This is a genomic window from Mesorhizobium sp. 01N446, from assembly GCF_056399285.1.
The window spans coordinates 1,122,827-1,148,341 of the sequence record NZ_JBFTRA010000001.1 but is presented as its reverse complement, the minus strand read 5'-3'; the positions used below and the strand labels follow the sequence as shown (position 1 = coordinate 1,148,341).

Annotated in this window: 26 protein-coding genes and 1 pseudogene; 15 read left to right on the top strand and 12 right to left on the bottom strand. The window is 64.9% G+C overall.

Annotated features, from left to right (window positions below; genetic code table 11):
• Window positions 1-8 precede the first annotated feature (8 nt).
• Window positions 9-2,087 (bottom strand): putative bifunctional diguanylate cyclase/phosphodiesterase, encoded by a 2,079-nt coding sequence (locus AC1DPX_RS05385; RefSeq protein ID WP_477235096.1) that lies wholly within the window; start codon window positions 2,085-2,087, stop codon window positions 9-11.
• A 385-nt stretch (window positions 2,088-2,472) separates the two neighbouring features.
• On the opposite strand from AC1DPX_RS05385, the gene AC1DPX_RS05380 reads away from it, so the two are divergent.
• On the top strand, window positions 2,473-3,696 hold the full coding sequence (locus AC1DPX_RS05380) for an argininosuccinate synthase (RefSeq protein ID WP_477235094.1): 1,224 nt from the start codon (window positions 2,473-2,475) through the stop codon (window positions 3,694-3,696).
• Window positions 3,697-3,698: 2 nt separating this feature from the next.
• Entirely contained in the window at window positions 3,699-4,214 is a 516-nt protein-coding gene (locus AC1DPX_RS05375; protein WP_477235092.1) for a hypothetical protein, read from the top strand.
• Window positions 4,215-4,300: 86 nt separating this feature from the next.
• On the opposite strand, the gene AC1DPX_RS05370 is transcribed toward AC1DPX_RS05375, so the two are convergent.
• Window positions 4,301-5,098 carry a lytic murein transglycosylase gene (locus tag AC1DPX_RS05370; RefSeq protein WP_477235090.1) on the bottom strand — a complete coding sequence of 266 codons (798 nt, stop codon included), beginning with the start codon at window positions 5,096-5,098 and terminating at the stop codon, window positions 4,301-4,303.
• A 145-nt stretch (window positions 5,099-5,243) separates the two neighbouring features.
• Here AC1DPX_RS05370 and AC1DPX_RS05365 point away from each other — a divergent pair, with 145 nt between their 5' ends.
• The 8 genes from AC1DPX_RS05365 (at window position 5,244) to AC1DPX_RS05330 (ending at window position 13,493) form a co-directional block, all read left to right on the top strand.
• Window positions 5,244-6,491, top strand: a complete 1,248-nt coding sequence (locus AC1DPX_RS05365) for a flavin monoamine oxidase family protein (RefSeq protein WP_477235089.1) — start codon at window positions 5,244-5,246, stop codon at window positions 6,489-6,491.
• An 85-nt stretch (window positions 6,492-6,576) separates the two neighbouring features.
• On the top strand, window positions 6,577-7,674 hold the full coding sequence (locus AC1DPX_RS05360) for a zinc-binding metallopeptidase family protein (protein ID WP_477235088.1): 1,098 nt from the start codon (window positions 6,577-6,579) through the stop codon (window positions 7,672-7,674).
• 62 nt (window positions 7,675-7,736) lie between these two features.
• Window positions 7,737-8,342: a DUF1236 domain-containing protein gene (locus tag AC1DPX_RS05355; RefSeq protein ID WP_202357149.1), complete on the top strand. Its 606-nt coding sequence runs from the start codon at window positions 7,737-7,739 to the stop codon at window positions 8,340-8,342.
• Between the two features lie 181 nt (window positions 8,343-8,523).
• The gene (locus AC1DPX_RS05350; RefSeq protein WP_477235087.1) at window positions 8,524-9,468 is read left to right on the top strand and encodes a lysostaphin resistance A-like protein; all 945 of its coding nucleotides are present in this window, start codon (window positions 8,524-8,526) and stop codon (window positions 9,466-9,468) included.
• Between the two features lie 695 nt (window positions 9,469-10,163).
• Window positions 10,164-11,765 carry a signal recognition particle protein gene (gene ffh / locus AC1DPX_RS05345; RefSeq protein ID WP_477235085.1) on the top strand — a complete coding sequence of 534 codons (1,602 nt, stop codon included), beginning with the start codon at window positions 10,164-10,166 and terminating at the stop codon, window positions 11,763-11,765.
• A gap of 8 nt (window positions 11,766-11,773) precedes the next feature.
• The gene (locus AC1DPX_RS05340) at window positions 11,774-12,100 is read left to right on the top strand and encodes a chorismate mutase (RefSeq protein WP_019862096.1); all 327 of its coding nucleotides are present in this window, start codon (window positions 11,774-11,776) and stop codon (window positions 12,098-12,100) included.
• A 52-nt stretch (window positions 12,101-12,152) separates the two neighbouring features.
• The gene (gene rpsP / locus AC1DPX_RS05335; protein ID WP_477235083.1) at window positions 12,153-12,554 is read left to right on the top strand and encodes a 30S ribosomal protein S16; all 402 of its coding nucleotides are present in this window, start codon (window positions 12,153-12,155) and stop codon (window positions 12,552-12,554) included.
• Window positions 12,555-12,647: 93 nt separating this feature from the next.
• Window positions 12,648-13,493, top strand: a complete 846-nt coding sequence (locus AC1DPX_RS05330; protein ID WP_477235082.1) for an acyl-CoA thioester hydrolase/BAAT C-terminal domain-containing protein — start codon at window positions 12,648-12,650, stop codon at window positions 13,491-13,493.
• A gap of 67 nt (window positions 13,494-13,560) precedes the next feature.
• On the opposite strand, the gene AC1DPX_RS05325 is transcribed toward AC1DPX_RS05330, so the two are convergent.
• The 4 genes and pseudogenes from AC1DPX_RS05325 to AC1DPX_RS05310 form a co-directional block, all read right to left on the bottom strand.
• Window positions 13,561-13,824: a glycine zipper domain-containing protein gene (locus AC1DPX_RS05325; protein WP_019862099.1), complete on the bottom strand. Its 264-nt coding sequence runs from the start codon at window positions 13,822-13,824 to the stop codon at window positions 13,561-13,563.
• A 138-nt stretch (window positions 13,825-13,962) separates the two neighbouring features.
• Window positions 13,963-14,490 carry an SRPBCC family protein gene (locus AC1DPX_RS05320; protein WP_477235756.1) on the bottom strand — a complete coding sequence of 176 codons (528 nt, stop codon included), beginning with the start codon at window positions 14,488-14,490 and terminating at the stop codon, window positions 13,963-13,965.
• Window positions 14,491-14,514: 24 nt separating this feature from the next.
• Window positions 14,515-14,919: pseudogene (locus AC1DPX_RS05315) on the bottom strand (DoxX family protein); the annotation flags it as partial.
• Between the two features lie 234 nt (window positions 14,920-15,153).
• A complete protein-coding gene (locus tag AC1DPX_RS05310) occupies window positions 15,154-16,059 on the bottom strand; it encodes a bestrophin family protein (RefSeq protein ID WP_202359261.1) in 906 nt (301 codons plus the stop codon).
• Window positions 16,060-16,234: 175 nt separating this feature from the next.
• On the opposite strand from AC1DPX_RS05310, the gene AC1DPX_RS05305 reads away from it, so the two are divergent.
• The 3 genes from AC1DPX_RS05305 to AC1DPX_RS05295 all read left to right on the top strand — a co-directional run bounded on the left by AC1DPX_RS05305 (window position 16,235) and on the right by AC1DPX_RS05295 (window position 17,416).
• The gene (locus AC1DPX_RS05305) at window positions 16,235-16,642 is read left to right on the top strand and encodes an ACT domain-containing protein (RefSeq protein WP_202357144.1); all 408 of its coding nucleotides are present in this window, start codon (window positions 16,235-16,237) and stop codon (window positions 16,640-16,642) included.
• A 72-nt stretch (window positions 16,643-16,714) separates the two neighbouring features.
• Complete coding sequence (locus AC1DPX_RS05300; RefSeq protein WP_202357143.1) at window positions 16,715-16,984, top strand: type II toxin-antitoxin system Phd/YefM family antitoxin; 270 nt, start codon at window positions 16,715-16,717, stop codon at window positions 16,982-16,984.
• A 3-nt stretch (window positions 16,985-16,987) separates the two neighbouring features.
• Window positions 16,988-17,416 (top strand): type II toxin-antitoxin system PemK/MazF family toxin, encoded by a 429-nt coding sequence (locus tag AC1DPX_RS05295; protein WP_477235080.1) that lies wholly within the window; start codon window positions 16,988-16,990, stop codon window positions 17,414-17,416.
• A 29-nt stretch (window positions 17,417-17,445) separates the two neighbouring features.
• On the opposite strand, the gene AC1DPX_RS05290 is transcribed toward AC1DPX_RS05295, so the two are convergent.
• The 3 genes from AC1DPX_RS05290 to AC1DPX_RS05280 all read right to left on the bottom strand — a co-directional run bounded on the left by AC1DPX_RS05290 (window position 17,446) and on the right by AC1DPX_RS05280 (window position 19,590).
• Window positions 17,446-17,898 (bottom strand): N-acetyltransferase family protein, encoded by a 453-nt coding sequence (locus tag AC1DPX_RS05290; protein WP_477235078.1) that lies wholly within the window; start codon window positions 17,896-17,898, stop codon window positions 17,446-17,448.
• A 247-nt stretch (window positions 17,899-18,145) separates the two neighbouring features.
• Window positions 18,146-19,180 (bottom strand): aspartate-semialdehyde dehydrogenase, encoded by a 1,035-nt coding sequence (locus AC1DPX_RS05285; protein ID WP_056574440.1) that lies wholly within the window; start codon window positions 19,178-19,180, stop codon window positions 18,146-18,148.
• A 107-nt stretch (window positions 19,181-19,287) separates the two neighbouring features.
• Window positions 19,288-19,590 (bottom strand): hypothetical protein, encoded by a 303-nt coding sequence (locus tag AC1DPX_RS05280; RefSeq protein ID WP_477235076.1) that lies wholly within the window; start codon window positions 19,588-19,590, stop codon window positions 19,288-19,290.
• Between the two features lie 35 nt (window positions 19,591-19,625).
• Here AC1DPX_RS05280 and AC1DPX_RS05275 point away from each other — a divergent pair, with 35 nt between their 5' ends.
• Window positions 19,626-21,494: a DEAD/DEAH box helicase gene (locus AC1DPX_RS05275; RefSeq protein WP_477235074.1), complete on the top strand. Its 1,869-nt coding sequence runs from the start codon at window positions 19,626-19,628 to the stop codon at window positions 21,492-21,494.
• A gap of 3 nt (window positions 21,495-21,497) precedes the next feature.
• Here the strand turns inward: AC1DPX_RS05275 and AC1DPX_RS05270 are convergent, their stop codons facing one another.
• Window positions 21,498-22,922 carry a glycosyltransferase gene (locus AC1DPX_RS05270; RefSeq protein ID WP_477235072.1) on the bottom strand — a complete coding sequence of 475 codons (1,425 nt, stop codon included), beginning with the start codon at window positions 22,920-22,922 and terminating at the stop codon, window positions 21,498-21,500.
• A gap of 140 nt (window positions 22,923-23,062) precedes the next feature.
• Between AC1DPX_RS05270 and AC1DPX_RS05265 the strand changes: the two genes are divergently transcribed.
• The gene (locus AC1DPX_RS05265; RefSeq protein ID WP_477235070.1) at window positions 23,063-23,773 is read left to right on the top strand and encodes a DUF805 domain-containing protein; all 711 of its coding nucleotides are present in this window, start codon (window positions 23,063-23,065) and stop codon (window positions 23,771-23,773) included.
• A gap of 61 nt (window positions 23,774-23,834) precedes the next feature.
• On the opposite strand, the gene AC1DPX_RS05260 is transcribed toward AC1DPX_RS05265, so the two are convergent.
• Both AC1DPX_RS05260 and leuB read right to left on the bottom strand, forming a co-directional pair.
• The gene (locus AC1DPX_RS05260; RefSeq protein ID WP_202357137.1) at window positions 23,835-24,323 is read right to left on the bottom strand and encodes a GNAT family N-acetyltransferase; all 489 of its coding nucleotides are present in this window, start codon (window positions 24,321-24,323) and stop codon (window positions 23,835-23,837) included.
• A 3-nt stretch (window positions 24,324-24,326) separates the two neighbouring features.
• A complete protein-coding gene (gene leuB, locus AC1DPX_RS05255; RefSeq protein WP_477235068.1) occupies window positions 24,327-25,430 on the bottom strand; it encodes a 3-isopropylmalate dehydrogenase in 1,104 nt (367 codons plus the stop codon).
• Window positions 25,431-25,515: the final 85 nt, after the last annotated feature.

Sequence of the window (25,515 nt, the reverse complement as noted above, 5' to 3'; positions counted from 1 at the left end):
TGAGAGTATCAGCCGGCGGCAGCCCGCACTCTGACAGGTTCCTTGAAGGCGGGCCGGCCATCCTGGGCGTCGGGCCCGGCGATGAGCACGATCTGATCGATCGGCTTGGGCCGGCCGAGGAAATAGCCTTGCGCCTCGTTGCAGCCTTCGACCTGCAGGATGGTGAGCTGGACATGGGTCTCGACGCCTTCGGCGAGCACGGGAATGTCGAGGCTGCGCCCCAGTGTCAGCACGGCGCGGATGATCGCCTTGGCCTGCGGGCTGCGTTCGACATCGGCCATGAAGGAACGGTCGAGCTTGATCTTGTCGAACGGGAACGAGCGCAGCGTGTCGAGCGAGGAATAGCCGGTGCCGAAATCGTCGATCGCGATCGTCACGCCCAGCGCCTTGATCTGGCGCAGCACGTGCAGCGTGCGCACCTTGTCGGCGACGATCGTCGATTCGGTAAGTTCGAGCTCGAGACGCTTCGGCGACAGGCCGGTCTCTATCAGGATCTGATGGACGAGCGTGGCTAGATCGGCATGGGCGAACTGCACGGGCGACAGATTGACTGCGATCTTGTGGACATTGTCCCAGGAGGCCGCCTGGCGGCATGCGGTGCGCAGCACCCATTCGCCGATCGCCAGGATGGATCCGTTCTCCTCGGCGATCGGAATGAATTCTGCGGGCGGGACCATGCCGTGCACGGGGTGCGTCCAGCGCAGCAACGCCTCGTAGCCGCACGTGGCGCCGGTCTGAACCGAGGTCTGCACCTGATAGTGCAGCGAAAGCTCGCCGCGCTCGATCGCCAGGCGAAGGTCCGTGGCGAGCGCCCGGCGCGCCCGCGCCGTCTCGTCCATGGTTGATTCGTAGAAGCAGACGGCCCGCGTCACGTCGTTCTTGGCCCGGTACATGGCCAGGTCCGCATTGCTGACCAGCCTCTCCGGGTCGGCCCCGTCGCGCGGATAGACGGCAACGCCGATGCTGGCGCCGGTGACGGTCTCGAAATCGTCGATCCGCAACGGCTCGAACAATGATTTCTCCAGCCGCGACACCAGGCCGAGCAGGTCGTTCTGGTCCTTGAAGCGCTTGATGGCGGCAAATTCGTCGCCGCCGAGCCGGGCGACGAACTCGCCGTCACCGGCCAGCTTCGCCAGCCTGCGCGCGATGATCTTGAGCGCCTGATCGCCGGCGGCATGTCCCCTGAGGTCGTTGATTTCCTTGAAACGGTCGAGGTCGATGACGATGACGGCGGTCATCGTGTCCTGATCCTCGCGCGCCCGCTCGATCTCATGGTCGAGCCGGTCGCTGAAGGAGACCCGGTTGGCAAGGCCGGTGAGCGCGTCGTTGAGGGCAAGATGCTGCAGCCGCTCGAAGCTCTCGAGCCGGCCGCGTTCGTCGATCAGGTAGCTGGCGAAACCGGTGGCGGCGACGATCAGGCCGACCACTGCGACCGCCACGGCCATCGCTTCGAGGATGTCGGGGTTGGTGCCGGTGGTGATGAAGGAGAGCGGCGTCACCGCCACCGCCGCCATCGCCGTGAAATGCAGGCCGACGATCGCCAGCACCAGAATCCCGATGCCGAGATAGTGCGACCAGCGGTGCGGCCGGCGCACCGCCTGGCCGATCGCCACGGCGGCGAATGCCATCGCGATCATCACCGAAGCGACGACATAGACGGCATCCCATTCGACGATGCCGGCCACGTGATAGGCCATCATGCCGGTATAGTGCATGGCCGAGATCGCCAGGCCGACGGCACAGCCGCCCCATTCCGGCGCCAGGCGGCGGCCTTTGTCGAGCGCGAGGCCGAAGCCCGCCCCGGTTCCGACCATGGCGATGACCAGGGAAATCATGGTGAGCGCCGGATCGAAGGTGATCGGCGCGCCGGGCTGATAGGCCAGCATGGCGATGAAATGCGTGCACCAGATCGAGGAACCGGCCGCGACCGCGGTCAGGAACAGCCATCCCCGCATCTGCACGCCGACGGTTTTCCGGGCGCGGTCGAGGAGACCGATCGTCACCCAGCAGCCGGTGACGCACATCAGCGCCGCCAGCAGGACGAGCCACAGATTATGCTCCGTGACGATGCATGATATGACGCGCATCAGGAATGGTCCAAGCCCGAGACACCCGCAATGAGCAGGCAAACGCCGCTTCGCCACGGTTTCGTGGCCAAGGCAATTCTGTGTCGCCGGTTTAGCGGCAGGACATGAAAACTTGCTTAAATCCTGGCCATAAATGCAGCCCACGATTGCAGCAGGTTGTTTTCCCCGCTCGTGATCGCGAAAAAGCGGGAGCCGGTTTTTCGAAAAAGAGCGCCAGGATGGCGATCCGACGCGACGTCGTCCTGGTCTGGCGCATCGCCGCACGCCGCGCGCTGGATCAGCGATCCGGCGCGGCACGCGCTTGCTCGCTTTGCCGTTCCTGCTAAAAGGCGCTCCGACAATGCGTGACGCCCGTGCCCGGGCGTCCGCCACCGACGGAGCGGAAATGTCCAAGACCAAAGACGTCAAGAAAGTCGTGCTCGCCTATTCCGGCGGCCTCGACACATCCATCATCCTGAAATGGCTGCAGACCGAACTCGGCGCCGAAGTCGTCACCTTCACCGCCGATCTCGGCCAGGGCGGCGAGCTGGAGCCGGCGCGCCAGAAGGCCGAGATGATGGGTATCAAGGACATCCGCATCGTCGACGTGCGCGAGGAATTCGTCGCCGATTTCGTCTTCCCGATGTTCCGCGCCAACACCGTCTATGAAGGCACCTATCTGCTCGGCACCTCGATCGCGCGGCCGCTGATCTCCAAGCACCTCGTCGAGATCGCCAGGGAGACCGGCGCCGACGCGATCGCGCACGGCGCCACCGGCAAGGGCAACGACCAGGTGCGCTTCGAGCTGTCGGCCTATGCGCTGAACCCCGACATCAAGGTCATCGCGCCCTGGCGCGACTGGTCGTTCAAGTCGCGCACCGACCTGATCAACTTCGCCGAGCAGCACCAGATCCCGGTGGCCAAGGACAAGCGCGGCGAGGCGCCGTTCTCCGTCGACGCCAACCTCCTGCACTCCTCTTCCGAGGGCAAGGTGCTGGAAGACCCTTGGAGCGAGCCGCCGGAATTCGTCCATCAGCGCACCGTCTCGCCGATGGATGCGCCGGACAAGGTCACCGAAATCGAGATCGAATTCCTGAAGGGTGACCCGATCGCGCTCAACGGCAAGAAGCTGTCGCCGGCGACCATGCTGGCCGCCCTCAACGATCTCGGCCGCGACAATGGCATCGGCCGGCTCGACCTGGTCGAGAACCGCTTCGTCGGCATGAAATCGCGCGGCGTCTACGAAACGCCCGGCGGCGCCATCCTGATCGTGGCCCACCGCGCCATCGAATCGATCACGCTCGACCGGGGTGCTGCGCACCTCAAGGACGAGTTCATGCCGCGCTATGCCGAGCTCATCTACAACGGCTTCTGGTTCTCGCCCGAGCGCCTGATGCTGCAGGCGATGATCGACAAGAGCCAGGAAGACGTCGAAGGCACGGTTCGGCTGAAGCTCTACAAGGGCAACGTCATGGTCACCGGCCGCAAGTCGAAGAAGACGCTCTATTCCGACGCTCTGGTCACCTTCGAGGACGATCGCGGCGCCTACGACCAGAAGGACGCCGCCGGCTTCATCCGCCTCAATGCGCTCAGGCTGCGCACGCTTGCCGCACGCAACCGCAGCAAATAGCCATGCACCGTCTTGGCCTGGTTCCGCTTGTCTTTCTGGCGGCGCCGGCCTTGGCCGAGGATTTCGACCCCGCCTCGCTCGACCTTGCCGCGCTGATCGAGTGCAGGGCGGATGTGCCGGCCTATACTGGCTATGCCCTTTGGCTGGCCGGTGATCCCGGCGCGGCGAGCACGCTCGGCTGGAAAGAGGTGCCGTCAGGAAATGCCTTCCTGCGGCAGTATCAACTGCCCGCCCCTACCCACGTCTTCGGCCGCGAGACAGGGACAATCGTCTTTACCGCGTCAGGGCCGATGGCGGTGCTTGACGGCATCACCGCTCCTGACCTCGCCCGGCAGCTCGACGTCCCGGCAATGGTCTCGTCTCCAGATAAATTCCTTGGCGAGAAGGTCGTGGCCGAAAGCACCGAGGACAGCGGCGGCGTGAGCCTTTCCACGCGCATCACGCTCAACGTCTCGACCGTCTCTTCCCATCCCGGCAAGACGCTGGCCGGCTGCTCCTACGTGCTTGATGTGAAATAGAAAATCCGGGTTCGGCGGCCGGATATCTCGTTCACCAACAAAAAAGCCCGGCGCATGGCCGGGCTCTTGTCGAATGGAGATTGCAATCAGTCGTTGTCGATCGCGTCGGCGATGCGGGCGATGGCCTGCTGATAGACGCTGGCGGAATTCCAGCCGGCAATGGCGCCGATATTGTCCGAAGCGCTCGCGCCTCGCCGCCAACCATGGGCCTTGAGGAAGTTGGCGGTGGATGCCAGTGCCGTGGCCTTGTCGCGCAGGTTGCCGCTGCCCACGCCATATTTCAGGACATTCCCGGGCAGGAACTGCGTATGGCCGATCTCGCCATGCGCGGCGCCCACCGACGAGGCGCTCAAGGCGCCGCGATCGACCAGCTTCAGCGCCGCGATGGCATGCGGGTGAAAGAATTCCGGGCGGCGGCAATCATAGGCAAGCGTCAAAATGGCGGAGACCGTGTTCTGGTTGCCCATGGACGAACCGAAGCCGGTCTCCATGCCCCAGATGGCCAGCAAGACGCCGGGCGACACGCCGTAATTGCTTTCGATCTGGCCGAACAACGCCGCGTTCGACTTTTTCAGCGAACGGCCCTTGGAAATGATCGCCGCGCCGCCCCGGCGCTTCATGAAGGCGTCCACCGAGCCGCTGAACGCCTTGTGAATGCCGCGGTCGACGGAGATTGTCTTGGTCGCATAAGTGGCGCCAGCCAAAGCGGCCAGACCCTTCGCGCCGACACCTTCGGACTTGGCCTCTGCGGCAAAGCCCGGTTTCCAGGCATCGAAGCCCGCACCGGTGCTGCCACAGCTGGCCGCCGCCTGTGCGCCGGTCGCCAGCCCGAGCACAGCCACCACCGCGGCCGCTAAAATCCTACCCTTGGCAAGAAATGCCATGTTGTTCTCCTGGTTGCCTGATTCACGTCCCATCTGCGAATTTGCCAGCGAAACGGGCATTTGTCACCGTCCGCGGCACGATGCTGGCGAATGCCGGGGAATTTGCCTACGATCAAGTGATTATTGTGGCGGGGGCGAAATAGCCATGGAAGACGTTGATGTCGTGATCATCGGCGCCGGCTCGGCCGGGCTTGCCGCGGCCAGGACGTTGCAGGCGGCGGGCCTCACCTTCAAACTGCTCGAGGCGATGGGCCGCATCGGTGGCCGCGCCTGGACCAGCGACCAGCATTTTGGCGTGCCCTTCGACATTGGCTGCGCCTGGCTGCACGCCGCCGACCGCAATCCTTATTTTCCCGAGGCCAAGGATGCCGGCTGGACGCTGCATCACCACGACATGAATGTCGACCACCTCTACTATCGCCAGCGCAAGGCAAGCGAGGCCGAGGAAGCCGAGATGAAGGCGGCCGATGCCAAGCTGTTCGAATTGCTGGCGAAGCATCAGGTCAGGGACGGTGACGACGACCGGCTTTCGGCATTGCTCGCCAGGGGCCAGGCACCGCGCGCGGCCGCCACCTTCGCCGGGCCGATGGATTTCGGCGCCGACGAGGACGAGATCTCGATCCGCGATTTCCAGGCCGCCGCCGATCTCGACCCGAACTATTTCAGCAAGGAAGGGTTCGGCGCGCTGGTCGCCCGCTTCGGCGCCGACCTGCCGGTTGAATTGTCGACGCCGGTGCGCAAGATCCTGTGGGACGTGCCCGGCGTCGCCTGCGTCACCGATCGCGGTACCGTCCGCGCCAAGGCTGTCATCGTCACCGCCTCGCCGGCGGTGCTCGCCTTCGAGGAGATCGAATTCTCGCCGGCACTGCCCGACACGCATTTCGGCGCCTTCTTCGACCTGCCGATGGGCATGTTGACCAAGCTGCCGGTGGAGATCCGCGGCACCAGGCTCGGCCTGCAGCCCTTCGACGACCTGCTGATCGAACGCATGGCCCGGCACGACATCTATTTCCTGTGCTTTCCCTTCGACCTCGATCTGATGGTCGGCTTCGTCGGCGGCGATTTTGCCTGGGAGATGTCGGCGGCGGGCGAGGCGGCAGGCATAGATTTCGTCGTCGACCGGCTGTGCGGCATTTTCGGCGCCGACACCAGAAAGCATGTCGCGCGCGCCATGATGACCAATTGGGGCGGCGAGCGCTTCGTGCGCGGCGCCTATGCGGCGGCCCGCCCCGGCCGCTCGGAAGCACGGGCCACGCTGATGCAGCCGGTGGCGGAAAAGATCTTCTTCGCCGGCGAACATGTCGCCGGCCCGCTGATCCAGACCTGCGGCGGCGCGCGCCTGTCGGGCGAGGCGGTGGCCAGGCAGGTCGCCGCCCAGCTTGCGGCGAAATAGTCTCGATGAGGCGGGGAACGCCGGCCGGCGGCTCGCGTTTGGGCACGGGCCGCCACCGTGCCTCTTCTGGTGAATTGAGACCGACATGAAACTGTTCGACTGCCCGCATTGCGGCCACCGTCTCTACTTCGAGAACGCGCAATGCCTGAACTGCTCCAGCCTCGTGCTCTACGATCCCGAACATGCCCGCTTCGCTTTGTCAGGCGCCGACGGCATCTTCCAGTGCACCAATGCCGATGAATGCGCCTGCAACTGGATGGCCGAGCCGGGGCACGGTTTTTGCCGGGCCTGCGGGCTGAACCAGCTGATCCCCGATCTCTCCGTCGACGGCAACCGCCGCCGCTGGATCCGGGTTGAGGCGGCCAAGAAGCGCGCCATCTATTCGCTGCTCGCCTTCAGCCTGCCGGTGGCGCCCAAGCAGGCGCCCACGGACGAAGTGGGCCTCGCTTTCGACTTCCTGGCCGATCCGATCGGCGTCGGCCCGGGCGGCGAACGCATCCTGACCGGCCATGACAATGGCCTGATCACGCTCAACGTCGCCGAGGCCGATTCAGCCGAGCGCGAGAAGCGCCGCGTCGAGATGGGTGAGAATTACCGAACGCTGCTCGGCCATTTCCGCCACGAGCTCGGCCATTATTACTGGGACCGCCTGATCCGCGACGATGCGCAGAGGCTCGATGCCTTCCGCGCTCTGTTCGGCGACGATCGCGCCGATTACGAACAGGCGCTGAGGGCCTATTACGCCAATGGTGCGGCGCCCGACTGGCAGCAAAACCATATCTCGGCCTATGCCACCTCGCATCCCTGGGAGGACTGGGCCGAGACCTGGGCCCACCATCTGCACATCACCGACACGCTGGAGATGGTCCACGCACTGAACTTCCCGCTCGGCCGGCTGGAGACGGTGGAGGCCAACGATTTGCCGCGAGGCGACACAGGCGGCGAACCGCAGGCGGCCCCGTCGGAACCAGCCAACACGCCCGAACCCTTCGAAAAGATCCTTGCCCGCTGGCTGGTTCTGTCGGAAGCCTCCAATTCGATCAACCGCTGCATGGGCCTGGCCGACCTCTATCCCTTCGTCATTTCGGACGTGACGGCGCGAAAACTGACCTTCGTTCACGAGCTTTTGACCGGCCTGCCGAAAGACGCCGGAATAAATCGTGAGTTGGCGCGGGCGTTTTAGCCGGAACGCATGCGCCGTTGCCCCGTTTTCACCGCCGAGGGACCATGAAAACGGAGAGAACCATGAAATCCCTATTGTTTCCCGCAATCGCCGGGATGATGACCGTGATGTCGGGCGCCGCCTTTGCCGACACCGCCGTCTCGGCCGTCACCGATCTCAACGTGCGCGCCGGGCCCGGTCCGCAATATCCTGTCATCGGCGTGCTCGCCGCCGGTCAGTCGGCAACGCTCAACGGCTGCATCGAAAACAGCAAATGGTGCACGATCGCCGAAGCCGGCGGCCAGGGCTGGGTCTATTCCGACTATGTGACGGCCGATTTCAGCGGCAGCCGCGTGATCCTGACGCAGCGCCCGCACGGCTCCAGCGTGGCGATCGTCTCACCGCCGGAAGACATCGGCAATTATTCGACCGACTATACCGGGGCGATCGTCGCCGGCGAGCCGGCCGAGGACGCCTTTCCGCCGCCTCCGGCCCAAGTGCGCACCTATGTCGATACGCATCGCCTCGACCCCGTCTATCTCGACGGCGAGGTGGTGACCGGCGCGACCCTGCCGGACACGGTCGAGCTGCGCGAAATTCCCGATTACAACTACCGCTATGTCTATGTGAACGGTCAGCCGGCGCTGATCGACCCGCAGACGCGGCGCATCATGTACGTGGTGCGTTGATGGAAGCCAGCGTCGCCAAGGCGGCCGCTGGCGACAACCGGGACAGTCGAACCGCGGCACCCGAGCAATGCCTGGGTGCTGCGCGGTGTCTGTTTGCGCATTGAATCCCGACGAATAGCGATTCCGATTCCCGAGGCCATCGGCTAGATCAAAGGGCGATGGATTCGGGCGAGGGCTCAGCGTGACGATCGACGACACTGCCTTCGAGCGCTACCGCCAGTCGCCGAACGCCAGGACGACCTTGCCGCGCCTGTTGCTGGGAACGCTGATTGTCGTCGGGCTCTGGGGCGTGACCACCGCGGCCGTGCTGTATGGCGGCGCCTATGCCTTCTTCACCTGGCAGGCGCCGGCGGCGCCTCCAGCCGACGGAGCGATGCAAGGCTTCCTCGCCTCGCCGATCGGCATCCTCACCGCGCTCGCCTCCTTCGCCGGCATCTGGATCGGCCTGTGGATCGCCATGCGCTGGGTGCATGGCGAGAAGCTGTTGGCGCTGCTTGGCGCCGGCCGCCGCGCATCGTGGCCGGACTTCCTCAAGGGGTTGATCGCGGTGCTGATCACCTCGGCTTTGTCCGAGATCCTGCTCTACCTCCTGCAGCCCGGGATCGCGCGCGGCGCGATCAGCCTGTCGTCGTGGCTGCTGTTCGCGATCCCGATCGTCGCGCTGACCTTGCTGCAGACATCCTCGGAAGAGGTGCTGTTTCGCGGCTATCTGCTGCGTGGCCTGGCCAACCGGTTCAGGAGCCCGCTGATCTGGGCGTTGCTGCCCGGCCTGCTGTTCACCTCGCTGCACTGGAGCAGCGCCTCCTCGCTCGCCATCAACGCCTGCGTGCTGGTCTCGATCGCCGCTTTCGCGCTGCTGCTGACCCTCATGGTCTACGCCACCGGCAATCTCGGTGCCGCGCTCGGCGCCCATCTCGGCAACAACCTGACCGGCTTCCTGCTGATCTCGCACCAGGAAAGCTACAATTCCTTCGCCCTGTTCACCGCCAAGCCGCTCGAAGGGCCGGGCTGGATGATGTCGGACGCCGTTCTCATCGCCCTTGTCGGCATCGCCTGCAGCCTGCTGACGATCGTGCTGCTGCTGCATCCGCGCTCGCCGCTCAGGGTCGCGGCCGGAGCGGCCTGACGGGAGCACGGCCCGATGGCGGCTCGGGACACAGCATGAAGGGCAATCGCTTCAGGAGTCGAATGCGCCTCACTACAATTTCCAAGCGTTGGCGCCGCCCCTCACCTGCCTGCCGGCATCCTCTCCCCGTATAGAGACGGGGAGAGGGGCGCTCTCATCAACGATTTCGCCAATGACCGACGTTGCAAAAAGGGGCGCCGGGGTTGCGGCAGCATCCTTCTCCCCGTCTCTATACGGGGAGAAGTGCCCGGCAGGGCGATGAGGGACGGCGCCGACTTTGGCGATTGGTGGTCGCTGAAGTAAACTCGTAAGCTGCCATGGGCCTGAAGCGATTGCCCCGCCCAGATCTTGACTCTTCGGCCGATTTCCTGTCTACACGCCTCGAATTCCGCGACGAGTATCCCTCCGAGCAAGCCGACCAGGACGCCGAAGCCTCTTTGAGGCGGGTGCTGTAAAAAGATCCTGGAGGCCAACACCCGGCAGCGCAATGCGCCCCCGGGTGCTTTTTGGTTTTGGGCTTTGCTTTTGATTGGACAGTTGGCGCGAACGCATTACCTCTCGGGCACCATCCGGGTGCCAGGGAAAAGGAAACAGTATGTTTGAATCGCTGCAGGAGCGTACAAGAGGCGTGGAGGGCCATCGGCCCGACAGGGATCGCTATGAATCCAAGGCGCTCTCGCACGGCGGGTTGACCAATGTTTGAGTCCCTACAAGAGCGCCTTGGTTCGATCCTGAACGGCCTCACCGGCCGCGGCGCGCTGTCGGAGGCCGATGTCTCCGCCGCGCTGCGCGAGGTGCGCCGTGCGCTGCTCGAGGCCGATGTGGCGCTGGAAGTGGTGCGGTCCTTCACCGACAAGGTGCGCGAGAAGGCCGTCGGCGCCGCGGTGCTGAAGTCGATCAAGCCAGGACAGATGGTCGTCAAGATCGTCCATGACGAGCTGGTCGACATGCTGGGCGCCGAAGGCGTCGCCATCGACCTCAACGCGCCGGCGCCGGTCGTTATCATGATGGTCGGTCTGCAGGGCTCCGGCAAGACGACCACTTCGGCCAAGATCGCCAAGCGGCTGAACGAGCGCCAGAACAAGAAGGTTCTGATGGCCTCGCTCGACACGCGGCGGCCCGCCGCGCAAGAGCAGTTGCGCCAGCTCGGCGAGCAGACCAAGGTCGCGACGCTGCCGATCATTGCTGGCCAGAACCCGGTCGACATCGCCAAGCGCGCCGTGCAGGCGGCCAAGCTCGGCGGCCATGATGTCGTCATCCTCGACACCGCCGGCCGCACCCACATCGACGAGCCGCTGATGGTCGAGATGGCCGACATCAAGAAGGTGTCGAGCCCGCACGAGATCCTGCTGGTCGCGGATTCGCTGACCGGCCAGGACGCCGTCAACCTGGCCAAGAGCTTCGACGAGCGCGTCGGCATCACCGGCCTTGTGCTGACCCGCATGGACGGCGATGGCCGTGGCGGTGCCGCCCTTTCGATGCGCGCCGTCACCGGCAAGCCGATCAAGCTGATCGGCACCGGCGAAAAGATGAACGGGCTGGAGGAATTCCACCCCAAGCGCATCGCCGACCGCATCCTCGGCATGGGCGACATCGTCTCGCTGGTCGAGAAGGCCGCCGAGAACATCGACGCCGAGCAGGCGGCGGCGATGGCCAAGAAGATGCAGTCGGGCAAGTTCGACCTGAACGACCTCGCCCAGCAGCTTCAGCAGATGTCAAAAATGGGCGGCATGGGCGGCATCATGGGCATGATGCCCGGCATGGGCAAGATGAAGGATCAGATGGCCGCTGCCGGCCTCGACGACAAGATGTTCGGCCGCCAGCTCGCCATCATCTCCTCGATGACCAAGGCCGAGCGCGCCAATCCCGATATTCTCAAGCATTCCCGCAAGAAGCGTATAGCCGCCGGCTCCGGCACCGACGCCGCCGAGATCAACAAGCTCTTGAAGATGCATCGCGGCATGGCCGACATGATGAAGGCGATGGGCGGCAAGGGCAAAGGCGGCGGCCTGATGCGCGGTATGATGGGCGGCCTTGCCTCCAAGATGGGCCTCGGCGGCATGATGCCTGGCGGGATGGGGGGGATGGGCGGCATGCCCGATCTCTCCAAGATGGATCCCAAGCAGCTCGAAGCCTTGCAGAAGCAGGCGCAGGCAGCCGGCCTGGGCGGCATGAAGGGTCTGCCAGGCGGACTTCCCGGTGGCGGTGGCCTGCCTGGCCTGCCCGGCGGCATGAAACTTCCGGGGCTTCCCGGCCTGGGTGGCGGCGGACTGCCCGGCCTCGGCAAGAAGAAGTGAGAATGTGCATGAATGAAGAAAAGGACATGGCCGACGCCCGCACCATCCTGGCTGGCTACCGCGCCTCGATCGACAACATCGACGCCGCCCTCATCCACATGCTGGCCGAGCGCTTCCGCTGCACCAAGGCAGTGGGCGTGCTCAAGGCCGAACATGGCCTGCCGCCGGCCGACCCGGCGCGCGAGCAGCAGCAGATCGCCCGTCTTCGCCAGCTGGCCAAGGACGCGCATCTCGACCCCGATTTCGCGGAAAAATTCCTCAACTTCGTCGTCCGCGAAGTGATCCGGCACCACGAACAGATCGCCGCTGCCAACGGCGTGACGAAAACCGGCTGAACCAACCAGCCTCAACGCAATCAAACGAAATCAGAGCTTTTAGGAGATAGAAATGGCACTGAAGATCAGACTGGCCCGTGCGGGCTCGAAGAAGCGTCCTTACTACCACGTCGTCGTCGCCGACGCCCGTTCGCCGCGCGACGGCCGGTTCATCGAGTCGCTCGGCTCGTGGAACCCGCTGCTGCCGAAGGACGGCGAGCGCGTCAAGGTCGACGCCGACCGCGTCAAGCATTGGCTGTCGCATGGCGCCCAGCCGACCGACCGCGTGCTGCGCTTCCTCGACGAGGCCGGCCTCGCCAAGCGCGACGCCCGCTCCAACCCGAAGAAGGCCGAGCCGGGCAAGAAGGCGCAGGAACGCGCCGCCCTGCTGAAGAAGGCGCAGGAAGACGCAGCCGCCGCCGTTGCGGCCGCTGCCGCAGCTCCCGCCGAGGCGGAAGTCGCCACCGCCGAATAATATCGCTTCATCGCATCGACGAAACGGCGGGCCAGTGCCCGCCGTTTTGCTATTGTGCGCCGGTGCCATGACGGCATCAGGCTGACCAAGCAGATGGGCGAACAAGCAGTCACCGAAGAAATCCTGTCCGGCGGCGTTGCCGGAACGCTGCTGCGACGCGCTGACGCCAAAACGGGCGTGGTGGTGCTGAGCGGATCCAGCGGCCGCGTCGACGTCGCCCGCGCAGGTCTTTTTGCCGGGGAGGGCGTGTCCGCGCTGGCGCTGCGGTGGTTCGGAGGCGAAGGCCAGGTTCCCGGCATCTGCGAAATCCCGCTCGAGACGTTTTTCGCCGCGACCGACCATCTTGTCGGACTGGGATGCCGGCGCATCGTCTATGTCGGAACGTCGAAAGGCGCCGAGGCGTCACTGCTTGCGGCGGTTCACGACCCGCGCATCGACGCCGTGGTCGCGATCAGCCCGACATCGGTGGTCTGGGGAAATATCGGACCGGGCCGCGACGGCATCAACTGGCCGGAGCGATCGTCATGGACGCTGAAGGGGGTCCCGCTCCCGTTTGTTCCGACCGAGCCCAATTGGAATCCACGCTACGTGGACGGCCTTGTGTCCTACAGGGGGCTTTTCGAACACTGCCTGGCAAGCTTCAAACAGGAGGCGGACCGCGCCGCCATTCCCGTCGAGACTATCTCGGCAAAGATTGTGCTCGTCGCGGGCGGCGACGATGCGCTGTGGCCATCCCTCGATTTTGCCCGGTCGATTGTTCGGCGTCGAGAAGACGCCGGCAAAGCCACGCGCCTCGTTTCGAGCCCCGATGCCGGCCACCGCATTCTTTTGCCAGGTGAAACCACGCCGCGATCGGGATCGCACGCCCATGGCGGCAATGATCATGCCGATGCGCGTCTCGGCCGCGACGCCTGGGAATTGATCCGAGACCTGCTGTAGGGCGTTTTCAGGCGAAGACGGCGGGTCTGACGCCCGCCGTCTTGCTGTTTTTGCTGCTGGTCGCCGCTCAATAACCGCTCGGGCAGCGGTCTACATAGACACGGCCGTGACGGTCGCGGTAGCGGCACTGGCCACTTTCACTGGCATGGCCGATCAGCGCCCCGGCCACCGCACCGACAGCGCCTCCGACGACAGCGCCTTGCACCGGATCGCCGGCGACAGCGGCGCCAACCGCCGCGCCACCCAATCCGCCGATAGCCGCGCCTTTTTCAGTCTGCGAACACGCGCCCAGCGCCATCGTCAGCACCAGAATGGTCATGATTTTCTTCATTTTTGTTCCTCTCACAGGGGGATCGCCATCGCTCCGCCAAGGGCTAAACTCGCAAACGGCCAATTTGATCCAAGAGAGGATGAAGATCGTGGCGCCGCTCGTTCAGGCGACTTCCGGCGGGCGGCTGTGTCAGTCGGGTCAGGCCTCGGTGTTGCGCTTCAGATTGGCGAGGCCGATCTCGAAATCCCGGCCGATCAGCGTGTCGAAATTCATGAACAGGCCCATCAGCTTGGCGATGAAGGGCCGGCTGCCACGCATCGCCCAGGAGACGGCGGTGGTGTCGCCCGATGGCGTCAAGGTGAAGTCGACGCTGTTGCTGGCGCGGAACGGCTTTTCGAAGTCGAGCTTGAGCGCGACCAGCGAGGACGGCACCGAACTGACGATCTCCATGCGCCCCTTGCCGGCCTTGCCATTGCCTTCCCAGGCATAGGCGGCGCCCTTGCCGCTCTGCGCGCCGGAAAGCGTGCGCTTCATGTTGGGGTCAAGCTTTTCGTAAGGCGACCATGTCGGCCAGCGGCTGAAATCGTTGATCAGCGGGAAGATCGCTTCCGGCGGCGCCTTGATGGTGGCCGTGCGGGTGGTGACGAAATCATTGGGCCGCGTCGCGGCGTAGACGAGGATCGCGGCGATGATGACGAGCAGGATGATGAGGATGGTGCTGAACATTTTTCTCTCCTTTCGCGCCCACAGGGTGAACGGCAACAGCGCACGTATCCTTGGATTGCGCAGATAGAGGCCGCCCCACAGGATGATGCCGAGATAGACGCCGAACAACGTGTGCGAGAACAGCGGATTGCCGATCCGCGCGTTGGTGGCGATCGCCCCGCCCATATAGGCGGTGAGCAGGATGGCGCCGAGCACCGAGGTGCGCGGCAGCGCGTAGAGCGCGGTCGCGATCAGGCCGATGACGCCGAGCATGCGCGCGACATTGGCGTCGGCCGGCCAGCCGAGCGGCACCATCGTCTGGGTGACGACATCGAGCGGCGGCAGCTTGATGGCGCCGTCGAAGATCATGAACAGGATGATGAGGCCGCTGAGCGCACGGCCGGTCCACAAGGCGCCGGACGAGATTGGCGCGGTTTCGGAAATGCTCATCGGTGTTCCCTCCTGCTGGTTCGAGCCCCTTTCGCCGGGGTCGAACCAAGGACGCGGCATCGGCCGGCAATCCTACAGGGGTCGCATTCTTTTTGAGCCGTCCCTCGGATGGCAAGCCGGCTGGGCCACGGTCTAGGAGCAATTCCAGGAAAAGTGTGAGCGGTTTTCCGTCCGGAATTGCGTCAAAACAAAAAGTTAGAGTGGTTCGCCGTTTCCGTGAAACGGTGAAACGCTCTAGGAGAAATAAAACTTCTCCGCCGGCAGCATCTTCGGCGGCGCCTCGCCCAGCGCCTCGAACACCGAGATCTCGCAGACGCGGCACAGGCCGTCGAGCGCGAGGTCGTTGGCTTCGGTGCCGAACGGATCCTCCAGTTCTTCCGAAAGCGCGTCGAGACCGAAGAAGGTGTAGGCGATCAGCGCGGTGAACAGCGGCGTCGCCCAGCCGGTGGTCGAGATCAGCCCGATCGGCAGCAGCAGGCAGACGATATAGGCCGTGCGGTGCACGAGCAGTGTATAGGCGAAGGGCAGGGGCGTGCCGGCGATCCGCTCGCAGCCGGCCTGGATGGCCGTGATCGACGCCAGCCTTTCATCGAGGATGCGGAAGCCGATCGGATCGACTTCACCCGACCGCCGCTGTCCATTGGCACGCCGCCCCATGCGCCTGACCATCTCGTCGGCCGGATTGGCGAAGGCTGCGACCGCCTCCGCCTCGGCGTCGATGAAGGCGCGGGCGTCCTTGATGCTGTCGATCCTGCGCAACTGGCCGCGCAGGAAATGGCAGAAGGCCAGCGCCTCCATCAGCAAGGCGCGCTGTTCGGCTGGGTCCGGAATGAGACTGGTCGTGGCGCGTGCCAGGTTGCGAATTTCGAAGACCAGCGTGCCCCACAGCTTGCGCGCTTCCCACCAGCGGTCATAGGCGGCGTTGTTGCGGAACGACAGATAGATCGACAGTGTCACGCCGACCAGGCCGAAGGGCGTGATGTTGAAGACGCCGAGATCGAGCGCGAACCATCGCGCCAGGACCAGGATGACCGCCGAATAGATGGCGAACCCAAAAATCTGCGGCAGGATGCGCGGCACCACCGAACCGCGCATGATGAAGAACAGCTGCAGGAAGTTGGGGCGCGGGCGAACGATCATGGTCGGACCTTTCATGGACCGGCATCGGCCCTCAGCTCCTCTATTGTGCGATGCGACAGATCCGCAAGCCCGGCCGCCAGCGACATCGCCATGTCGTGCGCGGCGCGGACTATCGGCATGTGCGGGTTGCGGATATCAAGAAGCCCTGTTGCCCATCCCAGTTCAGGCGAGAGAAATGACCGGCGAAACCGATCTGAAGACATTGCTGGCGTCGATGAGGCCGGAATTGCTCGATGACACATATGTCTTCGCCACGCTGGCGCCTGGGGTTCCCCAACCCGATGGCCTCGACCCCGTGATGCTGTTTCGCGAGCGCGAGGGCACGACGCTGATCGTGACGGAGGACGCGGCAAAGGCAGCGGGGCTGGCCGCCTCGTTCCGCTGCCGGATGATCACGCTGAACATCCACTCATCGCTGGAAGCCGTCGGCTTCCTCGCCGCCATCACCACACGGCTGGCTGGCGCCGGCATGGGCGTCAATCCGGTCTCGGCGTTTTATCACGACCATCTGTTCGTGCCCGCGGAGCGGGCGGAGGAGGCGATGGAATTGCTGATGGAGTTGGCCAAGGAGAGTGTTGACTGACCTTTGACAGCGCGCTTCAAATTGCGTAAATTACGTTTAACGCGTAAATCGCGCAATTTAGGATGAAACACCATGCGTGAAGTTCCCACCACAGAATTCACTCGCAACTTCGGCCGCTACCGTGAAATCGTGCAACGCGAGCCTGTCGCTGTCATGAGTCACGGGCGGCCGACCGGTTATTTCGTTTCGGCCGTCGAGTATGAAGATCTGCAGCGCTACAAGAATCTGGCCCAGAAATCATTTGCGACCAAGGATCTCCAACGCGAGGAAATCGAGGCTATCGCCAGTGGCCGCATGTCCTCGGAACACGACCATCTCAATGCCTTGATGGACGCCAAATAAGGCATGCCTCTTCCCGATCCACAGCTCGGCCTTGTGATCTCCTATGCCTATCTGTGGCATCATGAGCATCAAGCCGGACGGGAAGAGGGGCGCAAGGACCGTCCTTGCGTGATCGTGCTCGCCTCCGAACGAGACGCCGACGGTGTGATCGTGACAGTCGTGCCGATCACACATCTGCCGCCGGCGGACCCGTCTCTGGCGATCGAGTTGCCTCCAGCCGTCAAACGCCATCTCGGTCTGGACGGCGAGCGCCCGTGGGTGATGCTTGACGAAGGCAATCGCTTTGCATGGCCGGGCTACGATCTCCGCCCGGTGCCGCATACCGATCGCTACGACTACGGCATGCTACCTCCACGGCTGTTCTCATCGATGGTGGAGCGCTTCAAGATCATTTGGGAAGGCGGGCAAAGCCGTCGGATACCGCGTGACTGAGCAGTTTCGACAGCCAGGCCAGCGCCAGACTAACGCCGCCGGACATACAGAATATCCGGCAGGCCTTCCTCGTTGGTGGTGCCGTCGCCAAACGACTCGGCGCGGAAGCCGTGGCGCTCATAGAAGCGCCGCGCACCGGTGTTGGATTGGAAGCAATGGAGTTTTACGACCGGCAGCGCAGCGATCGCGTCGCTCAACAAGCAGCCGCCGATGCCTTGTCCTGTCCAGGCCGGGTCGAGATAGAGCTGGTCCACCCAATCGCCGCTGACGGCAATGAAGCCGACTATCTCCTTGCCGGTTTCGGCGACCGTCACCTGCTGCCGTGGCAGCACGATGTCGCGGATGAAGGCGAGATCCTCGGCCGGCGTGTGTATGACCGGCATCCAGGCGAACGTGCCAAGTGCTGCCCGCATGAGCTTTGCGATGGCAGCGGCGTCAGAATCGATGGCCGGGCGCATAGTGATTTTGGCGGGATCGCTCATAGACGTTTCTCAACGCAGGCTGGCGCTGCCCCTCATCCCCCCGCCGGCATGCCGGCCCTTCGCTATCGCTCCGGGCGCTCGTCGTCCGCTTCGCGGACCACTTCTCACCCCCGTGAACGGGGAGAAGGAAGAAGCGCCCCGGCCAAAGGCCGAGCCCGCGACTGCGGGCCGCCGGTCGTCCGGCGCCCTCGCGGAGGGCCCGCCGCGGGAGCGGCGATACGGCCCGTGAGCGTAAAAAGAACAGCCGTCAGGCCGCCTTCTTCTTCGGCTGGATCAGGCCGCGCTCGACCAAGAGCTCGGCGATCTGCACGGCGTTCAGCGCCGCGCCCTTGCGCAGATTGTCGGAGACGACCCACATCGACAGGCCGTTGTCGACGGTCGAATCCTCGCGGATGCGCGAGATGAAGGTGGCGTCCTCGCCGGCCGATTCCAGCGGCGTGATGTAGCCACCGTCCTCGCGCTTGTCCAGGACCTGGCAACCGGGAGCGTCACGCAGGATGTCGCGTGCCTCGTCGGCGGTGATCGGCTTCTCGAACTCGATGTTGACCGCTTCCGAATGGCCGATGAACACCGGCACGCGCACGCAGGTCGCCGTCAGCTTGATCTTGGGATCGAGCATCTTCTTGGTCTCGGCGACCATCTTCCACTCTTCCTTGGTGAAGCCGTCGTCGAGGAAGACGTCGATATGCGGAATGACGTTGAAGGCGATGCGCTTGGTGAACTTCTTGACGTCGACCTGGTCGGCGACGAACACCGCGCGGGTCTGCGTGAACAGCTCGTCCATGCCTTCCTTGCCGGCGCCCGATACCGACTGGTAGGTGGCGACGACGACGCGCTTGATGGTGGCGAAATCGTGCAGCGGCTTCAGCGCCACGACCAGCTGCGCCGTCGAGCAGTTCGGGTTGGCGATGATGTTCTTGCGCGTGAACAGCGAGATCGCGTCCGGATTCACTTCCGGCACGATCAGCGGCACGTCCTGGTCGTAGCGGAAGGCCGACGAATTATCGATGACGACGCAGCCCTGCTTGCCGATCTTCGGCGACCATTCCTTGGAGACATTGCCGCCGGCCGACATGATGCAGATGTCGGTGTCGGAAAAATCGTACTGGTCCAGCGTACGGACCTTCAGCGTGCGGTCGCCGAACGACACTTCCGTGCCCTGGCTGCGCCGCGACGCCAGCGCCACCACTTCGCTTACCGGAAAGCCGCGCTCTTCCAGTATGTTGAGCATTTCCCGGCCCACATTGCCCGTGGCGCCGACGACTGCAACCTTGAAACTCATAAAGATCTCCTGTCCCTCTCCGCTTGGTTTGTTGGAGAAAACCCGCCGGCCAATGCGGGTTCCGTCCCCCGGGCCGGACCCGGGAGAGGGTGGTTAGGCCAAGGGAATCACACCGTTTTGGTGGTGGTTTTTTTGGCCATGGTTTTGCTGGAACGAGGGGACGCGCCGACACGCCCGGCCCAATGGTTCGCATTGAGGCTGGGGGCATCGAATGCAAGAAGAGCCATCAAAAGGCCGCGCATCGAAAAACGATCCCGTTCGAAGCGGGCTTTTACGCGGTTTGCGGCAGGAGTCAATTGGCGGCGCGTCGCATGGCCCTCATGGCGCGCCCTGTACAAGAGCAGCGGCAGGAAGTACGAACGGCCAAGATTGTTTGGCTGGCACGGCGCCGGCCCCGGCCCGTGCTCCATGATGAGCGCAGACCCCTGAATTCCGAAAGAGCGAGATGTCCAACTTTGAAGGTATCGTCCCGGCGCTGGCACAGGCGCTGGAAAAACGCGGCTATTCCGAGCTGACGCCGGTGCAGAAGGCGGTGCTGGAACTCGGCCAGGCCGATGCATTGGTCTCGGCGCAGACCGGCTCCGGCAAGACCGTGGCCTTCGGCCTCGCCATGGCGCCGACGCTGCTCGACGGCGCGGAGCGCTTCGGCCAAGCGACAGCGCCGCTGGCGCTGGCGGTGGCGCCGACGCGCGAACTGGCGCTGCAGGTGACGCGCGAGCTGGAATGGCTCTACGAGCCGACCGGCGCCACGGTGGCGTCCTGCGTCGGCGGCATGGACATGCGCACCGAGCGGCGCGCGCTGGAACGCGGCGCCCATATCGTCGTCGGCACGCCCGGCCGCCTGCGCGACCACATCACCCGGAACTCGCTCGACATGACGGCGCTCAGGGCCGTGGTGCTCGACGAGGCCGACGAGATGCTCGATCTCGGTTTTCGCGAGGACCTCGAATTCATCCTCGACGCCGCCCCAGCCGAGCGCCGCACGCTGATGTTCTCGGCCACCGTGCCGCGCTCCATCGCCACGCTCGCCCAGGGCTACCAGCGCGATGCCGTGCGCATTTCCGCCGCCGGCGAGGAAAAGCAGCATCTCGACATCGAATACCGTGCGCTCAACGTCGCCCAGGCCGACCGCGAGAACGCCATCATCAACGTGCTGCGTTTCTATGAGGCGAAGAACGCGCTGGTGTTCTGCAACACGCGCGCCGCCGTCAACCACCTGACCGCGCGCTTCAACAACCGCAATTTCTCGGTCGTCGCCCTTTCGGGCGAGCTCAGCCAGAACGAGCGCAGCCATGCGCTGCAGGCAATGCGCGACGGCCGCGCCAAGGTCTGCATCGCCACCGATGTCGCGGCGCGCGGCATCGACCTGCCCAACCTCGAACTGGTGATCCACGCCGACCTGCCGACCAATCCCGAAACGTTGCTGCACCGCAGCGGCCGCACCGGCCGCGCCGGGCGCAAGGGCGTCAGCGCGCTGATCGTGCCGGGCAGCGCCCGCCGGCGCACCGAGCGGCTGCTGCAGAACGCCGGCCTCAAGGCGACATGGGCAAGCCCGCCCTCGGCCGATGACGTGATCCGCCGTGACGACGAGCGCATCCTGGCCGATCCGGCTTTCGACGAGCCGGTGAAGGATGACGAACGCGCCTTCATCGACGCGCTTCTCAGCCGACATGGCGCCGAACAGGTGGCGGCCGCCTTCGTGCGCCAGTGCCGCGCCAGCCGCTCGGCGCCCGAGGATCTCATGGACGTCGCGCCGTTCACGCCTTCGCGTGAACGGCCGGCGGGCGAAAAGTTCGCGCAGCGCGACGAAGCGCCGAGCCGCCGCGACGATTTCGGCGCCAGCGTCTGGTTCTCGCTGTCGGTCGGACGGAGGCAGAATGCCGAGCCGCGCTGGCTGATCCCGATGCTGTGCCGCACCGGCAGCATCTCGAAGCGCGAGATCGGCGCCATCAAGATGCAGCCGGAGGAGACCTTCGTGCAGATCGCCGAGGACTGGGCCGACCGTTTTCTCGCCGCCATCGGACCCGACCGCAAATTGCAGGGCAACATCGTCGTGAAGCGGCTCGACGGCACGCCGGACCTGTCGCGCGCCGGCTATCAGCCGCCGAGCCCCGACAAGAAGCCGCATCGCGGCAAGGCGCCATTCGACCCGAACGCGCCGAAGCGGAAGTTCGAGAAGCGGCCGCCGGCTTCCGTCGACCAGCGGCCGGCAGCCGCGCATGAGGCAAAGCCGTGGGCAAAAAAGCCGGGCAAGCCGAAATTCGACAATGCCGGCCCGCCGAAGCACAAGAAGCCGAAGAAGCGGCCTTCGTAACCCTTATGGACGCCGGGCAGCGCTGTCCCGCAGTCCGGCCTTGATGACCGCCCAGCTTGTGGCCGCCGGCGTCGGCCGATGGTTTTGGGCGATGCGCTCCGCCAATGAGGAGCGCCAGGCGTGATCCTCCGCCATCCTGCGGATCGCCGCGTACCAGCCGGCCTGGTCTTCGGAATCGATTGCCGGCATCAGCCCGCCGCTCGCCTCGATCAGCGACGGCGCCGTCGACACGATGACCGGAACGCCGAAATCGAGGCATTCCGAGGCGCCGTAGCCCCAGCCCTCTATATGCGAGGGAAAGACGCCGAAGGTGGCGCTGCGATAATATTGGATGAGCTGCTCGTCGCTGACCAGCCCGGTGAAAGTGACCGACTGGAGCAGCTCGGGATGCGCCTTGAGATAGGCGCGCAGCGGCTCGATCATCCAGCCCCAGCGCCCGGCGCAGACCAGCCTTGGCAGCTTGACGCCCTCTTCCCGCGCCTGCTGCCAGATCCGCGCCAGCAATATGTGGTTCTTGCGCACTTCGATGGTCGAGCAGTAGAGCACGAACGGCTCGCCGGCCTCGATGCGCGGGGTAGCGCCCATGCGCGATGCCGTCTCATGCAGGATCGACGGCATCGGAAAGCGGTACACCACCGGCGCGCCGATGCCGGCCTTGCGCATATATTCGCTCAGCGTCGCGCCGACCTCGTCGGAGGCGCAGAATGCCGGCGCACCGGCGCGCACAAGCTGCTCGAGATCGGAGCCGAAACGGCGCTCGCCGGCGCTCGAGCCGAGCAGGTCAGGGCGCAATGCCGGGATGATATCGTGGCACAGGAAGGCAAGCTTGCCGGCGCTGCCCGAAACGGCGGAGCGGTCTTCCTGGGTCAGGATGTGATGGCTGATCAGCACAAGGCCCGGCTCCGTCTCGACCGGCCGGGCCGGGGCATCTTCTCGCAAGCCGAAGCGGATCCGCGCCCGCTGGTACAGGCGATAGGCGCGGATCAACAGCCGCGTCGCCTGCCAGGCGATCCCCATGCCGCCATTGGTCACCGTCCTGGCCAGATGGCGGTCCGCGTCACGCTTGTCCCAGGGCTGTTGCCGCACCGCCTCGAAAGCCCGCGACAGCGCCGCGCGTCTCCCCGGCCACCGCTTGGCACGATGCGGTGAAATCCCGCCCGCCGCGACATGGTCCTGTTCGAAAGGCGCAAGCGGCCGGAACCGGCCTTCCCCGGGCCTGAACGCCACCACCTCCACGTCGGGGTCGGGATCCGCCAAGGCCGCGTTGACGAGAAAGCTCTCCACCCGCGGAATACCCGCCAGGCCCTTGCCGGGCGGCCAGAACATCAGCCCTGTGGCATCGACGGCCACTGCAGGGGCCAGCCTCGGCGGCCATGCGACCTGCCCATCCGCGGTCGCGGCGCTTGCATCGGATTGCTCGACTGTCATGGTCTGCTTTGGCGAAGACGGCTGCACGTGAAGCCTTATGCTCGATTTGCCGCTAAGATGGTAGCCATGTCGCACGGCCTTGCCGGCGGGCTCGGCCCTGTGTCACCTTGGCAGGGACGCGGCGACAAGGGGGGTTGGCGATGCGTGGCGAAGTGCTTCACTATGACGAGGACCAGGGTTTCGGCTTCATCACCGGGGCCGACGGCAACCGCTACACATTCACCCGCGAGAACCTTCGCCGGCAAACCGCGATGACAAAGGGCACGGCGGTCGAGTTCCAGCCGGGCGGCGGCCAGGCGCGTGATGTTTTCGCGATCGCCGCACAGGCGGCAGGCCCGGCTGCCGAAGCCGGCCTAAGCGCCGCACCGGCGCAAGGCAGCCCCGCACCGGCGGCCGGCGCAACGCAGGCGCAGCATTTCGGCAGGGCCGCCGAGCCGGCCGAGCCCACCGACCTCTGGAGCTATTTCTGGCGCGGCGTGACCCAAAACTATTTCAATTTCGCCGGCCGCGCCCGGCGCAAGGAATATTGGGGCTATTGCCTGTTCTGGACGATCGCGTTGCTGGTGATCATCGGCATCGGCGTTTTCGCCGATTTCGAGATAGGCAATTTCGACAGCGCCGAGCTGCCAGCGATGACGGTCGGGCTTTTCGGCCTTTTCCTGCTGGCCACCTTCCTGCCCAGCCTCGGCATGATCGTGCGCCGCCTGCACGACCTCGGCCTGACCGGCTGGCTCTGCCTGCTGATCCTGATTCCGACCTTCGGCAGCCTGATCATCCTGGTCTTCGCGCTGATCCCGACACAGGGCCGCGAAAACCAGTGGGGACCGGTGCCGGCGGGCGTCCGAATTTAAGGATACTCGCTAAAGACCCTAAGAAAACAATGAGTTGTCTACTGGCTGGCTATCCATGCCGTCAGGCGTCGGGTTTCAACACCTTCAGCGCATCGCCCGAAAGCCTGAGAAAAATCTTCTGGGCATGGCGTTCGGCGCCGAGCCGCGCGTAGAAGCGCAGCGCACCCTCGTTCCAGTCCTCGGTGGTCAGGTCGATGCGGCCGATGCCGTGGCTGCGGCAATGATCGGCGAGAAAATCGATCAGCGCCCGGCCGACGCCGGCGCCGCGGACCTTGTCACGCACGAACAGATCCTTGAGGAACAGCAGCCGCTCGAGGTCGATGCCCGGATGCGCGATCGCCACCGACGCCAATCCGCTGACCTCTTCCTCAACGAAGGCGAGCGCGAAATGTGGATAGGCCGGGCTTTCCTCGCCAAGCCATTTCCGAGCGGCGGACAAGGCCCGATCATGGTCGAGCGGTGGCTGCCGGTAATGTGCCGCCATGGCGCACAGCATGACCGCGAGTGCGGGAGCATCCGCGTCCGTTGCCCAGCGGACGTCGACCGGCATGGATCAGGCCAGGAACCTGGCGATGATCGCGTCGCCCATCTCGACCGTGCCGACCTCGGTCATCCCAGGCGAGAAGATGTCCTTGGTGCGCAGGCCCTGGTCGAGCACGGCGGCGATCGCGCCTTCGAGCCTGTCGGCTTCATCGACCATGCCGAAGGAATAGCGCAGGCACATGGCGAAGGAGGCGATCATGGCGATCGGGTTGGCGATGCCCTTGCCGGCAATATCGGGCGCCGAGCCGTGCACCGGCTCGTAGAGCGCCTTGCGCTTCTTGGTCTTGACATCGGGCGCGCCGAGCGAGGCCGACGGCAGCATGCCGATCGAGCCGGTCAGCATGGCGGCGATGTCGGACAGCATGTCGCCGAACAGATTGTCGGTGACGATGACGTCGAACTGCTTGGGCCAGCGCACCAGTTGCATGCCGCCGGCATCGGCCAGCATATGGTCGAGCTTGACGTCGGAATAGCGCGCCTTGTGGGTCTGGGTGACGACCTCGTTCCACAGGACGCCCGACTTCATGACGTTGCGCTTTTCCATGGAGGTGACGTGGTTCTTGCGGGTCCGCGCCAGCTCGAAGGCGACGCCCGAAATGCGCTCGATCTCGAACGTGTCATAGACCTGCGTGTCGATGCCGCGCTTCTGGCCGTTGCCGAGATCGATGATCTGCTTGGGCTCGCCGAAATAGACGCCGCCGGTCAATTCGCGCACGATGAGGATGTCGAGGCCTTCGACCACCTCCTGCTTGAGCGAGGAGGACGCCGCCAGCGCCGGATAGCAGATGGCCGGACGCAGATTGGCGAACAGCTCCATGTCCTTGCGCAGCCGCAGCAGGCCGGCCTCGGGGCGCACCTCATAAGGCACGGCATCCCATTTCGGCCCGCCGACCGCGCCGAACAGCACCGCGTCCGCCGCCATCGCCTTTGCCATGTCGGCATCGGAGATCGCCGCGCCATGCGCGTCGTAGGCGCAACCGCCAACCAGGCCCTCGTCGGTGACGAAACCGCTGGAGAGCTTCTCGTTCATGGCCGATATCAGCTTCTTGACCTCGGCCATGGCCTCGGGGCCGATGCCGTCGCCGGGGAGCAGGAAAAGATGCTTCGTTGCCATGGAAAAACCGTCCCAGAAAAGAATTTGAACCGGCGCTTTGCTAAACGCCAAGCGCTTGCAGCGCAAGCCTGCGGTTCAGGACCAC